Genomic DNA, 15,685 nt, shown 5'->3' with positions numbered 1-15,685 from the left:
GCATTAAAATCCGAATTTGGAAAACAGTCCCGGCTTTTTCCATGTAGTCTTGTATTCATCAGCGATAGGATCATAATTCTGAACTGAACGCACCTGTTCCAATATGGCATGCGCTTCTTTTAAGTTTCCAGCATGGTATAAAACCACTGCTTTTGCCAGTTCAACGCTTTCAACAAGGTCATCATATCCCCATTCTTCAGTATTGTAGATATCATTGAACTTTTCAGCAAAGACTAGGGTCTGCTCTTTATTATTCAGCTTTTCATAGATGCGGACTCCATAGCTCAGCCAGACTACATATTCTTCAGGATCCATAGCCTCTTCGCATTCAGCATCATATTGACTGAATACAGATGCCGCCTCATGATAATTATCCTGAAGAAAATCACTTTTAACAATCATATAAATTGTTTTGGCTTTATCAAAAGCATCCAGAAGGAATTCTTTTTTATTTTCAAGGTATTTTTTTGCTGCCAGGGCAACTTTTCCATAGTTTTCCTGTTCATTATATATCTGCATCAGTGCAAACTGAGGATTGGGCTCTTGTGGGAAACGCTCTGCCATTCCTTCATAGTAAGATTTTTTTGTCTCCGGGTCCTTACTGTCCAGATGATGGAATAAAATACCTTCCAGTACATTTTTACCGGCTTCCAGATCCCTGTAATCGTAATCATCAATTTCGGGATTTTCCATGGTATGCTGATAAGCGTATGTGAGGACTTCTTCTGCCTCTTCAAAGGCATTATCGTCCCCCATCAACTCATGAAGCTGAACCTGGCGCGCCCTATAGTACAGGTTTTTATAAAAATAATCCTCGGATTCTCCGTAAAGACTGAAATAATGATCAAGGGCTTTCTCTGTCTCTTCGTAGTTCTCTCCATCCAGTAAAGCATCAATCAATACCAGGTGAAGCTCTATAAACTCTGAATACTTAAGCCCCTCCAAAGCCGTTTCTGCCGCTTTTTGATGATCTCCCAGTAACGAATATTTAATTGCTAAATTATTGCAGCACATTGCCCTGGTATGCAGGTCATTATGATAATCACTGTCAAACTGGTCTTCCTCAAAATATTTCCGGAATGCTTCATGCGCCTGTTTATATACTTCACAGCTTGCTTCAGTCCATTGACGTTTATCATTTTCATCCTCCAGCTCATCTATAAATTCGTTTATATAGACACCTTCATTGTAAATATCTGTCGGGTAATCATAAAATTCAGGAATTTCGGCTGATACTGTTTTATACAAATGATATTCTGCCTCAGCTTTTCTCCTCCAGGCTGTCGCATTGGATGATAGCGCCACTGCTTTTTCCAATAAAGGGATAGCCTCGGCATAGCGTTGGTCTTCATATAAATAAGTTCCGGCAAAATGGTATCCGGAGAAAACTTCCGGATGAGTATCTATGACTTCCAGAGCGTGTGTATAATAAAAGTCTTCACTAACATTCAGCATTCCAGCATAGTTTCTTTCAATAATCAGCTGATAATAAAAAACATCGGGATTGCTGTAGCCGTTTTCAATCAGTTCTGCAAAACGATGGTGCCATTCAACAAGCTTTTCATGGATGTATGCTGCTGAATTTTCTCCTTGAATTACCTTCAGCATCATTTTAAGAGAAAGATCAGTGGCATTATTTTCATAAGCAATATCTGCAAGATTGATAAAGTCATATTCGTTTCTTGTGACAAAAGAAGAATACTCCTGCTCTATCATCGCTGTGAGTTCCTGACCGGACACCATTTTTTCACGGTCCAGCAGATAAATCTTCTTAATCCAGAACAGGGAGATATTTTTATCCCTTACTTCACGGTTGCCGGCATCTGCTTTCCGGAAATAATACATTCCTGCTTCAAGACAATTCAGAAGGGCTTTATTCTCTCTCAGAGATTCATATATTTTCACTAAAAAATCATAACCGTGTCCTGCATAATCCGGATCTTCCAGCATGCGTTCCGCATATCCTGTAAACTCATCCTTATTTTCCCGGGTAATATGCTTTTTAGCTATGCCTATCTGCATCAGAGTATATTCATTCCCTAATGGGTAATCTAAAATATTATATAGCGCTTTCTGATTGTTTGGATTCAATTGCAGGATTCTGCGTAAATAGGGAATTACATGGTGTTTTATAGCCTCATAAACAGCTTCATGCCCATCATAATAAACAAGATCATGATAAGCCACCGCCATTAAAAATAAAACTTCCTGATCTTCCGGATGGGATAATAAGTATTGTTCTCCTTCTGCAATACACTGTTCCAGGTTTCCCTGATAAAACAGTTGTTCTAAATTGTCGTACATATTAATATTTGTTCTATAATTCAATCGTTACATTTCCTGCTTGCATAAGAACAAAACAGGATTCTAATAAGGTATGCAAATATAAAAAACAAAATAAAAAACAAATGAGAATCTTTATGTATAAGGAAAAACAAGAGTAAATAAATGTTGTTTATGACCGGATTTTAAGTTTTAAATTTTAATTTTGAGCGGAATTAAAAAAAACATGAAAAAATTATTTACAGGACTTTTATTGGCTTTATCATGTATTTTAACCGCTCAAAAAGCTCCTGCAAAAATAAATCAACCGGTATATGATTATCAGACATTTGGATGTGATGTTCGGGGATACTTTGATCCTGCGCAATATAAAAAAGAGGAAATAGACGGTACTTATAAACTTTTATATCCTTTGGCTTCATCTCCGTTTTCAACGCTTACTGTTTTTAATCCTAAAAAATTAGATCTGATCCGCAGCAATTACACCCAGCTTTTACAACAGGCTGAAAAAGAATATGTGGATAGGAAGAAAGAACTTAACGGACTCAAATTTATAGATCTGCCAATCTGGAAACAACAGTACGAAGAGTCCATAAGGCTTTTGGAAAGCGAATATCAGCTTAGAAAAGAACTTCTGATGGGCTATTCTGACCCTCAATCACTTCGGAACAGTAAATTTTACAATACCTGTGCAGGATATATTGATGCAATGACCACCAGTGATAAGCAGAAGATGTATTCAGTGTGGAAAAGTTTAGCTGAGTCCCAAAGCACTGGTACAAGAGACACTTTTAATGCTAAATGGAATGACCAGCAAAAAGATGATTATGCACTTATTGATCTTATGAATGCTTTCCATAATTGTGCAAATCATAGTTTCAGGCCCACTACTGATGATGACGCTCTTTTTCAGACTTTTGAAAAGATTTTTACCAAACTGAAAAGGGATTGTGATGAACCTTAATTTTTATAAAACCAATCTGGTTGAGACTATAAAATTAAAATTCTCATTAAGCCTTAAAAAATGATTGTATAAAATTGGTCTAATTCTTTAATTTTCAAATTTAAAGCCTTAATTTTGCACTGAATTTTTAGAAATCCGGATTCTTTCTACAACTATGCACATGGAAAAAATGATGATTGGGCTTTCTCTGGCCTTATCTGTTACTGTTTGGGGACAAAAAAAGCCTATAAAAAACACTAATCTGACACTGTACAGCTATCAGACATTCAACTGTGATAACCAAGGATACTATGATGCTTCAAAATATGAAAAAGAAGAAATAGACGGCGTTAACAAACTTTTATATAAATTTAACGGAGTTCATTTTGATACTAATCCCGTTTTTAAACTTTCCAGTCTTGAAGAAGTGCGCAAAAACAAGGAAATTCATCTGGAGAATCTGGAAAAACAATATCAGGAAAAAAAACAGGAATTATACAGTCTGAAAGTTATTGATCTTCCGGTCTGGAAAAACCTTTATGAGAATACCATTCAGATCTTTGAAAATGAATATGAACTGAACAAAGAAGAAATAATGGCTTTCTCTGATCCGTCAACACTTAAAACCAGTAGATTTTATAGTACCTGCAAAGAGCCTATTGATGCTATTTCTTCTCCGGATAAAGAAAAAATGTTTGCTGCATGGAAAAACTATATTGAGCTGAAAAGTAAAAATAACGCAGATCCTAAAGGAGTAATGGCAAGATTTGATGCCAAGATGAATGATCCTCAAAAGGAAGATTACGCCCTGATAGATCTGATCGGCCTCAGCTTTCACAATTGTGCCAACAGCAGCTTCAGGCAAAAGCGTGATGATGAAGGAACAGCCTATAAAGATTTTGATAAAATATTCACAAAGCTGAAGAAAAATTGTGAAGAGCTCTGAGGCTTTCTATTTTAAAAATATTTAATTTTAATATACAGCACCGAATTGGTGCTGTTTTTTATTTGTAAAACATAAAACATTATTATCCATATTCATTATACCTTGAGATTTCATATTAACATTATCTCCATTTTAACTAATGCTAAAATCAGCTGTATCGTGAAATACCATATCTGTATAACCCATACGACTAAAAAGCGCCCCGGAAAAATCCGGGGCGCTTTTGGTTAATTAAGGTTTAATGTATTAATCTAAGTGTTTAGGCGTATATCCATCTTCACTTAATTCTCTGTGAACATAATCGGCCTTCATTTCAGCTTCATAATCTACTTTTTCATGTTTACCCATTCTTCTCAGGATAGAGTCAAACAATGAATATACAACCGGCACAATAATCAATGTCAGGAATAGAGACGATGTCAGACCACCGATTACTACCCATGCAAGACCTTTGTTCATTTCTGCTCCGGCACCTGTTGCCAATGCGATCGGTAACATACCGAAGATCATCGCAATTGTTGTCATCAGGATCGGACGAAGACGCGCATGGTTAGCCTGGATCAATGCATCGTGAGTGGTGGCTCCCGTTGCTTTTCTTGCATTCGTAAAGTCAACGATAAGGATAGCATTCTTCGCAACAAGACCAATCAACATGATCATACCCAACATCGTAAAGATATTCAGGGAATTGGCTGTTAAGGCAAGGATAACCATTACCCCGATCATTGCCAACGGAATAGAGAACAATACTACGAAAGGATATACAAAACTGTCATACAGGGAGACCATTACCAGATATACCAATACGATAGCAGCTAATAAAGCAATTCCTAAAGTACCGAACCCCTCCTGCTGGTTTTCCATATCACCACTCCAGATATAATCTACTCCGATAGGTTTATTTTTATTATTCATAAACTGGTTAGCCCATTCATTTGCAACGTCCCCTACCGGTCTACCTACTGCTTTAGCTCTTACTTTTACAGAAGGAGATTTGTCTCTACGTTCAAGCAAACTTGGCCCTGATCCCATTTTCACATCAGCAAACTGGCTTAGACGTACCTGTTGACCCTGAGGATTTGTAAACATCAGATTTTTAACATCATCAATAGATTGTCTGTTGGCATCACCAAAACGGATGTTAATGTCATATTCATATTCTCCTGCTCTGAATTTCCCGTCTGTATTCCCGTTAAATGCCGTCTGCATCGTTTGTCCTACACTTGAAAGATTCAGCCCTAAAGAAGCCATTTTATCTCTGTCTATATTTACCTGAACTTCCGGATTACCTGTATCTGTTGATAACTCTGCATCCACTGCTCCCGGAACTTTTTTAAGCAATTCTAAAATTCTTGTTGCTTCTTTTACTGCAGTTGCATTATCAGGAGCTGTTACCACCATTTCGATCGGAGCATTTTCAGCTCCCATAATACCGATTGGAGCTGTTTTAAACTCTACTCCGGTAAATTTCTCTTCTAATGCTCTTTTTACTTTTGCAGCTTTAATATTGGTACTTTCGGAACGTTCAGATTTATCTGTTAGATTAACCTGTACCTCTGACTGATATGTCGTTGCCTGAGCACCTCCAAAACCTGTTGACTGCTGACCAACGGTGGTAATAAGGTCTACAACATCTTTATCATTTCTTAAGAACTTTTCGACTTCTAATGTCAGCTGGTTTGTTTTTTCAACGGTTGCATCTTTTGAAAGCTCCATCTGAACCAGGAACTGGCCACGGTCGATCGGCGGGAAGAATTCACCTCCGATAAATCCGAATGCTACCAGCATGAATGAACTGATCAGAACTACAAACGTTATGATAACTGTAGATATTCTTCTTAATGTTGTTTTTAAGCACCATTCAAGAATACCTGTAATCCAGTGTGTGAACTTGTCAATTAACCCCTCAAACCAAAGGATGAATTTCTCAAACCAGTTTTTACCGGTCAAATGTTCCAGTTTTCCGAATCTTGATGATAACCATGGAATAATCGTAAATGAGGCCAGCAATGATAGCATGGTCGCAATAACCACCGTGACGCAGAACTGAGCAAGGATATTTGCAACAAGTCCTGAACTCATGGCAATCGGTAAGAATACCACCACAATTACCAACGTAATCGCAGCAACCGTAAACCCGATCTCTGATGCTCCGTCATAGGCAGCCCTGATCTTACTTTTACCCATCTCCATGTGGCGGTAGATGTTCTCCAGTACTACAATCGCGTCATCAACAAGAATACCTACCACAAGCGATAGTCCCAGTAAGCTCATCAGGTTCAGGGTATATCCCATCAGGTTCATCCCAATAAATGTTGCTACTAATGAAGCCGGGATAGAAACCATTACAATAAATGCATTTCTGATACTGTGAAGGAATAATAACATCACAATTGCCACGAGAATAATTGCAAGGAACAAGTCAAAGATAACGTGGTTTGCAGATTCCAGGGTAAAATCAGTAGTATCATTTACAACTTTTACTTTCACTCCCTGAACTTTATAAGCTGCCTCTACCGTTTCAATGGTTTTCTGAACACTTTCAGATACCGCTACCGCATTGGCATCAGATTGCTTCTTAACCTGCATTAAAATCGTTGGGAACTGGTTAAATCTTGCTACTTTCTCAACATCTTTCTGAGAGTCAAAGACCGTTGCAATATCGGATAAACGCACCTGAGCTCCATTTTTATTGGAAACTACCAGGTTGTTCATTTCTTCTGTAGACTTATATTTTCCAGACAATCTGATTGTAGATTTTGTAGCTCTTGTTTTCAAACTACCTGTAGGGAAATCAAGGTTGGAAGAAAGAATAGCCTGCTGCACATCTCCTATTGAAAGTCCATAACCTTGTAATTTTTTCTCATCCAGATTCACCTGGATCTCTCTTTCCTGTCCACCTACAAGATCTACCTGTGCTACACCGTTTACACGGGAGAAAATAGGTTCTATCTTTTTATCCAATAAGTCGTAAAGGTCCTTACTGTTTAGTTTATCAGATGAAATACTCATGGTAATGATTGGTAGATCATCCAATGAGAACTTGTTCAGTGAAGGGGCATCCACATCATCCGGAAGGTCTGCCAGAATAGCATTTACCTTTCTCTGCGCATCATTCAAAGCATAATCCACATCTGCACCGTCATTCAGCTGAACCATGATTACAGATAAACTTTCGTAAGATGATGATTCTACTTTTTTCACATTTTCCAATGAACCCACGGCATCCTCAATCTTCCGGGTTACGGACGTTTCTACCTCTGATGGTGAAGCTCCCGGGTACACCGTGGAAATGGTAACCATATTGGTTTCAAATTTCGGAATCAATTCGTATCCCATGAGTGTATAACTCAGGATACCTCCCAACGTCAGAATTGTAAATAATACAATAACCAGCGAGGGTCTTTTAATCGATATTTCTGCTAACTTCATAAACCTTCTACTTTATAATGTTTACTTTGGAACCGTTGTCAAGGTTAATCTGCCCGCTGGTCACTACCTGCTCACCACCATTCAGCCCACTCAGCACCTGAACTTTATCTCCGTAAACTTTACCAACAGTTACCTTAATCATCTTAGCAACTCCATTCTGAACAACAAATAATTGTCCGGAGCTAACTCCATTCACAAATGCTTCTGCAGGAACAGTCAGCATATTCTGTGTCTCTGCTCCATAATTTGTTTTAAATGTAGCCGTTGCGTACATCCCGGCTTTTAAGTTTCCTTTATTCTGAACTTCAATTTCAACAGGGAAATTCAGGGAAGCATCACTTTTCGGAGCAATAAATGTAATTCTGCCACTGAAAGAATCTTCCGGTAAAACATTAACCTTAATCGGTACCTCCTGTCCTAACTGAATTCTTCCGATCTGGCTTTCATCTACCAATACAGAAAGTTTCAGGCTGTTGATATTCACAATTTCAAACATAGATGTTCCCGGAGAAACCACAGTTCCCGGCTCTACCATTTTCTTGTTAATCATACCACTGATTCCTGCACGGATACTTGTATCATTTACTTTTACTCCCTGTGCTCTCACAGCTGCCTGAGCATTTTTAAGCTGTAATCTTGAATTATCCAGCTGTTGTTTGGTAACACCCCCTGTTTTATATGCGTTTTCGTAACGCTGGTTATCTATAATTGCATTCTGCAGGTTGTTCTGAGCCTGTGTAACATCAACTTCGATGGCATCTCTTTTTATGGTTGCCAGCACCTGCCCGGCATTAACTCTTGAACCTTCTTTCACCAAAACATTCACAATACGCCCGGAAATTTCAGAAGATTGGTTCATTTCCTGTTTAGAAAGAAAAGTTCCGTTAGCAGAATAATCTGTATCAATATTTTCTCTGGTTACAGTAACAACATTTACGTTGATTTTATCTACCTGCTTGGCAACTTCTTTTACCTCCTGTGTCTGTTTTTCTTTATTACCTGCAATCTTGTAAGCTGCCAGACCTACCAGTACAGCTGCTACGATGATATATATTAAAGTTTTTTTCATTTTAGTTTATTATGGGTTTTGTAATGTGTTTAGTTCTCCTTTAGCTTTAATTAGTTTGATCTCAGCCTGTTTGTAATCCAGCAATGCATTTGAATAATTCTGTTTTGCCTGCGTTAAAGCATTTTCAGAATCCAATACTTCCGTAAGCGTTGCAAGACCATACTGGTAGTTTGACTGGGTATTTTTCTGTACTCTTTCTGCTAAATCTACATTGTCTTTCATGCTCTGGATATTGATAATTGCATTTTCCATATTGGTAATCGCATTTTTATAATCCAGATCCAGGCTCAGCTGTGTTTTTTGAATATCCTGATCTATGTCCTGAATATCAATTTCCGCCTGCTGAATCTTAGCTTTTGTAGCGCCTCCGGTAAAAATCGGAATATTCACATTCAATCCAATCGCGGAATAATCACTCCAAAGAACCCCGTTATTAAGTCCGTTGGTTAAAGGAAACTTTTTACCCATACCTGCCCATCCGTAATTTGCCGTAAGGTTCACTGTAGGATAAAGATAGGCTTCCGTAGCTTTTTTGTTAAACTGCAGAAGTTCTCTGTTTTTATTTAATACTTTAAGCTCTGTACGGTTTTCTAAGTTCACATTACTTGCAATAAGCTCCGGTTTAGGTTCTATTGTTTTCTCTTCAAGCTCAATATCTGTACTGATAGGAACTCCCATATAAAATTTCAAAGCATTTTTCGAAAGTTCAACAGAGTTAATTAACTGCTGCTTGTTTGAACCTATATTTGTAAGCTGTACATTAGTACGATCCAAATCAATAGATTTTGCTAAGCCATTATCAACCAGACTTTTGATTACATTTCTTACTTTTTCAGTATTTGCATAGCTTGCTTCTACAGTCTTAAGGTTTTCTTCCTGCACAAATACCTGGTAATAAGCTGTTGCTACATTTTCAATGATTTGTTCATTGGTTAACTGAGCATTAAGAATATAGAACTCTCTTGTTGATTTTGCAGCCTTAAGCCCTGTGAAAACCCGCTGATCAAATATAGCCTGCTGAAGTTGAACAACAGCACTTGAGCTCCATGGCTGTCCTAACTGTGCTTTAATCCTTTCTCCACCAAATTCAAGCAAAGATTCCTGAATAACAGGATTATATGTTAATCCTGCCGTAGCACTTATCTGCGGTAAAGCACCGGCTCTGGCCTCATCAATCTTATATTCGGCTTTCTTAACCTGTAAAGCAGCTTTTTTAGCTTCTGCCTTATTCTGAAGTGCCTGTTTGATTGCCTCCTGCAGAGAAACCTGCTGTTGGGCAGACACCGATGAAAAACCGAAAATCATAAATGCTGCAGCTATCCCAATTTTTAGCTTTCTAGCAGTTATACGTTTTCTTTCCATAATTTTATACTTCGTTTATTTTTTTATTTGTTTTCTCTCATTTTATTCCTAAATGACGAATCATTTTAAGAAATACTTTAGTTTTTTTTAATTTTTAAATAACATATTGATAATGATCTCTTTTCTTGCTGAAATAATCTTATCATATTCCTCATCATTGATCATCAGATTTTCCATGAACAAAGGCCTTATAGCGCTTGGAAAAACCAATAGTGAAACCATGTTCAGAATAAACTGAACCGGAGCCATCTTTTCAATATTTCCCAGCTCCATTTCTTTTTCAATATCCCTGTACATATCATTCAGAATATCTTCTTCAATTTCTCTCTGATGACACGTTCCCTTATTGATCTGTGAGACAATATAAGTTTCCAGGTAAGGATACTGAAGACTCGTAGAAAGGCTGCTTTCTATAAATTTGCTGATCTTCTCTTTAAAGGCAAGGTCTGAATTCTGGATAATCTTTGATTTTTCCTGCTCTACTTTTTGGGCTTCATCGAAAATAATCTGAATCAGATTATCCCTTGAACGAAAATAGTAGTTGATAAGTGTTCTGTTTACCCCGGCTTCATCGGCAATTTCCTGCGTAGTAGCATCAAATTTACCTTTCACAAAGAATAAATTCTTCGCTGTCTCCTTGATCAATTCCTGTGTTTGGTCTTTTTTTGCTTGATTTGACATTTTTGTTAAACAAATTTGTGCAAAATTAATCAAATTTTGTTTTTGACAAAATTGTTAAACAAAAATATTAAACAAAATTGTTATGATTTACATCATATTTTTTGAAGCCGGTTTCTGTAATTTAATATTTAAAAGGGCTTTCATTTTTATATCTTTGCCGCAAAAATTAATAACCGATGCAAAAACTTTTATTTCTGTTCTCAATATTGAGTGGGATCACTCTGCTCTCACAAAAAAAAATCCAGGAAAACAATTCATATTATTTTTACGAAAATAAAGGTCAGATCATTGATCAGGAAGGAAAAGAGAACAGCAATGTAAAATATCTGCTCCATGCTAACGGATTAAATGTACAATTGCGTCCTAACGGCTTTTCTTATGACATTTACGAAATCAGAAAAATGATAAATCCTGATTTTCCAAAAAGCACAGAAACCACCCTTCCACGCCCGGAACATTACAATATTGATGAATATCGCTACGAAAAACTTATTCACAGAATAGATATTGAACTGGTGAATTCCAATAAAAAAGCAACCATTTCGGCAGAGGGAAAATCTAAGGATTATGATAACTATTATAATCTTCCCGGCCGCCCCGGAGGAATCACAAATGTTTACCGCTACCAGAAAATCCGATATAAAGACATCTATCCTCATATAGACCTTATTTTCTTCAAGCCCAATGACAGCCTAAAGCCGGTTGAATATAATTTCATCATCAATCCAGGCGGAAAAATTTCAGATATAAAAATGAAATTTAATGGTGCCCCTACCCACATTAAAGACGAAAAACTTACCATGAATGTACGCTTCGGGGAAATCTATGAGAATATTCCTAACAGCTGGATTGAAGGAAATATAAAGAAAAACATTGAGGTTTCATTTACAGATCTTGGTGATCAGACTTTTGGTTTTACCGCTCCTTTGGATACTTCCGGAAAGACTATTGTTATAGATCCCGTTCCTACAAGAGCCTGGGGAAGCTATGCAGGTGGGTATGGCGAAGATAACGGAAGGATTAAAACGGATCTACAGAGTACCGGATATTTATTTGGAGCGACAAATAGTACCACTAATTTTGCTACTTCCGGAACTTATCAGCAAAATGTTGCCGGCACCTATGATGCATTCCTGTTAAAATTAACAACAACAGGCCAAAAACTTTGGGGAACTTATTATGGTTTTGGATTAACTGATGTATTTATGGATGCTGATTTTGATGAAAGCTTTAATATCTATGCCGGAGGAACAGTTCAAAGGGGACCCTACAATGAAAATATTGTTCTGATAAAATTTAATATGAATGGTGGTCTGGTTTTTCAAAAAGAGTTTGTTTCCAGCATGTATAACAAACTTTATACTGTTTCCTACAATCAAAATCATGTATACATTGGTGGAGATACTTTCAGCCCTGACTTTCCTACTGTCAATGCAATGCAGCCCACAAAGTCTACTCCTTCGGGATATACAGACGGTATTTTAGCATCTTTAAATTCAGTAACAGGTAATGTTGACTGGGCAACGTATTTTGGAAAAAATGACGGTTCCACTTCTATTTTTCATATTTTCTCTTCCGGTGATAATCTTGAAATGATTGGTGCCACACAATCTTCAACAATTCCTATGGTTAATGCTTTTCAACCTGTAAAAGGAGGAGAATCGGACGGGATATACATTAAACTTTCCAAATCAGGAAATAGTATTCTCAGGTCAAGTTATTATGGTAACACGGGATCTGAAGTTGTATGGAAGGCCAGAATTGTAAATAACACGCTCATTCTTCCGGGAAAATATTCTACTGCAAATTTTCCAGCCGGTCAACCGGGCATCTGGAGGGTAAATTTAGCAACCAATGCCATTTCAAAAAATTATTTTAATTTTTCGGGTGAACCCCAGCTGTTAGCGTATCCTGATACTTCCGGAAATGTTTTTTTCACAGGATTACATTCAGGCGGCCAACCTGATATATCTACTCCCGGAGCCTATATGGGAATGCCCGCAATGTATATTTCTACATTTTTAATCAAATATGATCAAAATGATGTAAAACAATGGGGAACATACTATAAAGGGAACGGAGCTACACAACATGGGGAAGTGATAAAAGATAACGACGGAGCGATTTACCTGACAGGAATGTCAAGTGGAAATACATCAGGCATTGCAACACCAGGCACATTTCAACAATCACCCGGAGGGGGGAACGATATTTTCATTGCCAAATTCCAGGACTGTACCTCAGCTGCAGTTATTACTTCAAATTCCCCGGTATGTCCCAATAGTACGATCCTGCTCAATGCTACAGGAGGAACGACATACAACTGGACAGGCCCTAATGGCTTCACTTCTGCACAGCAAAATCCAATCATTCCAAATGCAACGGCTGCTCATGCAGGAACATATACTTGCCAGGTTTCCGGATCAGGAATGTGTGATGGCAGCTTTACCGTAAATGTTATTGTTGCAGATAATATCGCACCGGTTCCCAATACTACCAGCCTGCCAGATATTACAGGAGACTGTCATACAACAATTACCAGCTTCCCTACTGCTACAGATAACTGCACCGGAACACTTACCGCAACAACAACAGATCCATTGTCTTATCCAATACCGGGAAATTACACCATTCACTGGACGTATCATGATGGGAATGGAAATACAGCTGCCCAGAATCAAAATGTAATAATAACCTCTCCCGCCTTACCGGCAACCACAACCCCGAACCAAACTTTCTGTGCGGTTAACAACCCAAAAATATCTGATCTTCAGATTTCAGGTCAGAATATTCAATGGTATGATGCAGCCGGAACTATTTTGCCCGATACCACCCCACTTGTAAACGGACAATCTTATTATGCCTCTCAAACCATCAATGGCTGCGAAAGCGATAAAACCACAATTCAAGTCACTATAAACAATACCCCCAAACCGGCAGCCAATATGAATCAGGATTTCTGTGCTTCATCAAATCCAACAATAGCAAATCTGGCAGTAAACGGAACATCCCTTGTATTCTATAATGCTGCTGGAAGTATATTACCTGCTAATACGCCCCTTGTACATGGACAAACATATTATGTTACCCAAACATTAAACAACTGTGAATCTGAAAAGTCTGCTGTTTCTGTAACACTTTCTGCTAATAATGTTCCTGCCAACGATTACTCACCAATATTGTGTAATGATACTACCGGAAACTCAATGATAGTCAACCTTCATTCATTTGAAAGTAATATGATTAATAATCCCGCCGGTTATATATTTACTTATACAGATATTAACGGAAATGTTATCTCTAACCCCTCTGCTTATATTATGAATACAGGAACAACACTGGTTCATGTAAAGGTTTCAACAGTTGACGGATGTTTTACAGTTGTCAGGCTGAATATAACAATCAATCCCAAACCTTTTATTGATCTTCCTGAAAAAACAGATTTCTGTGAGGGTAAATCCATTACTCTGGATGCAGGTCCGGGTCTTAACTACTTATGGAGTACCGGTGCAACAACACAAACTATTACTGTATCCGCTCCCGGAATGTATTCTGTAAAGGTAACAAACAGTTTCGGCTGTGAAAATACAGATTCCGTACTAATCACCTATTCTGTTTTAGCACAAATTGTATCTGTGAATATGATCAATAATACAGCAACCGTTGTCATGTCTCAGCCGGGAAATTATGAATACTCTTTAGATAATTTGACCTGGCAGGATTCTAATATTTTCACCAGCTTAAGCATGGGAGACTATACGGTATATGTAAGAACAAAATCAGGCTGTATTATCGGACAGAAAAATTTCTCCATTTTTAACATCCCAAATGCAATTACTCCCAATGGTGACGGGACCAATGATGTATGGAGAATAGCAGGACTAGAAAACTATCCGGGAACTGAAGTTTATCTATATGACAGAAAAGGCTTTATAGTCTTTAAAGAAACTGTCAGTAAAAAACCTTTCCAATGGGACGGAAAATATAATTCACAACCTTTAGCTACCGGAAATTACTGGTATACGATAAAGGTTTCAGACGGAAGAATATATAATGGATGGCTTTTGATCAAAAACAGATAACAACAAAAAAAGAGCAGTAAATTCTGCTCTTTTTATTTTATAACAATCTTATTTTATCTTCTGAAATATCAATGATTTTATCTTTATACAATCCTCCGATTGCCTTTTTAAAATTCTTCTTACTCATCTGAAGTTCTTCTTTGATTTCTTCAGGAGTAGATTTATCCGAAACATACAGAAGTCCATAATTTTCTTCCAGCTTATTCAGGATCTTTTGTTTAAATTCATCAATATTTTGAAATCCTTCCGGCTGAAGGGATACATCAATTTTCCCGTCTTCACGAATGGCCTTGATATAACCCGTTTCCTCTGATAAGGGATATAGTTTTTTGAAAACATCAGAGGTATAGATTAAACCGATATATTTTTTATTGATTACCACATTCCAGCCGAGTTCACTTTCATTCATCATGATCAGATCTACCTTGTCTCCTTTCTTGAAAGGCAGATCCTGATACTTCGGATTCCTTTTGAACTTAGTGGTTCCGGTGATCAGCCCCAAATCATCCTCTACATATATATATACAAGATATCTTTTTCCTTCAATAATTTTGGTTTTCTGCTGTTTGTAAGGAATAAAGAGGTCTTTAATAATTCCCCAATCCATAAAAGCTCCACTTGGGAGACTCTGTACACAGCTCATTACTGCAAATTCACCTACTTCCGCCAGCGGAATCTCAGTTGTTGCCTTTAATTTATCGTCATCCTGATATACAAACACTTCAACCTCCTCACCTGTTTCTTTTTCGTCCTGAATGAAAATTTTAGGCAGAAAAGCTTTCTCGCCTGATTCGTCTACGAGGATCCATCCTGAATTAATTTTTTCTGAAATTGTTAAAGTTTGAGTTTTTCCGAGTTGCATTGATGATAAAATTAGCTGACAAAGT

At 37.5% G+C, this 15,685-nt stretch carries 9 protein-coding genes; 3 read left to right on the top strand and 6 right to left on the bottom strand.

What is annotated here, in order from left to right; all coding sequences use genetic code 11:
• Positions 1-3 precede the first annotated feature (3 nt).
• On the bottom strand, positions 4-2,304 hold the full coding sequence (locus DRF59_RS13920; protein ID WP_115961237.1) for a tetratricopeptide repeat protein: 2,301 nt from the start codon (positions 2,302-2,304) through the stop codon (positions 4-6).
• A gap of 205 nt (positions 2,305-2,509) precedes the next feature.
• Here DRF59_RS13920 and DRF59_RS13915 point away from each other — a divergent pair, with 205 nt between their 5' ends.
• Entirely contained in the window at positions 2,510-3,247 is a 738-nt protein-coding gene (locus tag DRF59_RS13915) for a hypothetical protein (protein ID WP_115961524.1), read from the top strand.
• A gap of 154 nt (positions 3,248-3,401) precedes the next feature.
• On the top strand, positions 3,402-4,172 hold the full coding sequence (locus DRF59_RS13910) for a hypothetical protein (protein WP_241505597.1): 771 nt from the start codon (positions 3,402-3,404) through the stop codon (positions 4,170-4,172).
• Between the two features lie 246 nt (positions 4,173-4,418).
• Here DRF59_RS13910 and DRF59_RS13905 read toward each other — a convergent pair whose 3' ends face one another.
• The 4 genes from DRF59_RS13905 to DRF59_RS13890 form a co-directional block, all read right to left on the bottom strand.
• A complete protein-coding gene (locus DRF59_RS13905; RefSeq protein ID WP_115961232.1) occupies positions 4,419-7,604 on the bottom strand; it encodes an efflux RND transporter permease subunit in 3,186 nt (1,061 codons plus the stop codon).
• A 7-nt stretch (positions 7,605-7,611) separates the two neighbouring features.
• Positions 7,612-8,673 (bottom strand): efflux RND transporter periplasmic adaptor subunit, encoded by a 1,062-nt coding sequence (locus tag DRF59_RS13900; protein ID WP_115961230.1) that lies wholly within the window; start codon positions 8,671-8,673, stop codon positions 7,612-7,614.
• A 9-nt stretch (positions 8,674-8,682) separates the two neighbouring features.
• Positions 8,683-10,035, bottom strand: coding sequence for a TolC family protein (locus tag DRF59_RS13895; RefSeq protein WP_115961227.1), 1,353 nt, complete (start codon positions 10,033-10,035; stop codon positions 8,683-8,685).
• 87 nt (positions 10,036-10,122) lie between these two features.
• Positions 10,123-10,716, bottom strand: a complete 594-nt coding sequence (locus DRF59_RS13890) for a TetR/AcrR family transcriptional regulator (RefSeq protein ID WP_115961224.1) — start codon at positions 10,714-10,716, stop codon at positions 10,123-10,125.
• A 176-nt stretch (positions 10,717-10,892) separates the two neighbouring features.
• Between DRF59_RS13890 and DRF59_RS13885 the strand changes: the two genes are divergently transcribed.
• Complete coding sequence (locus DRF59_RS13885) at positions 10,893-14,798, top strand: DUF7948 domain-containing protein (RefSeq protein ID WP_115961221.1); 3,906 nt, start codon at positions 10,893-10,895, stop codon at positions 14,796-14,798.
• 37 nt (positions 14,799-14,835) lie between these two features.
• Here the strand turns inward: DRF59_RS13885 and DRF59_RS13880 are convergent, their stop codons facing one another.
• Entirely contained in the window at positions 14,836-15,660 is an 825-nt protein-coding gene (locus DRF59_RS13880) for a CvfB family protein (protein ID WP_115961218.1), read from the bottom strand.
• Positions 15,661-15,685 lie beyond the last annotated feature (25 nt).

Origin of the sequence: Chryseobacterium flavum (genome assembly GCF_003385595.1) — a bacterium.
GTDB classification, from domain to species: domain Bacteria; phylum Bacteroidota; class Bacteroidia; order Flavobacteriales; family Weeksellaceae; genus Chryseobacterium; species Chryseobacterium flavum.
Note: the sequence above shows the minus strand (reverse complement) of the source record. Positions and strands in the feature narration are given on the sequence as shown.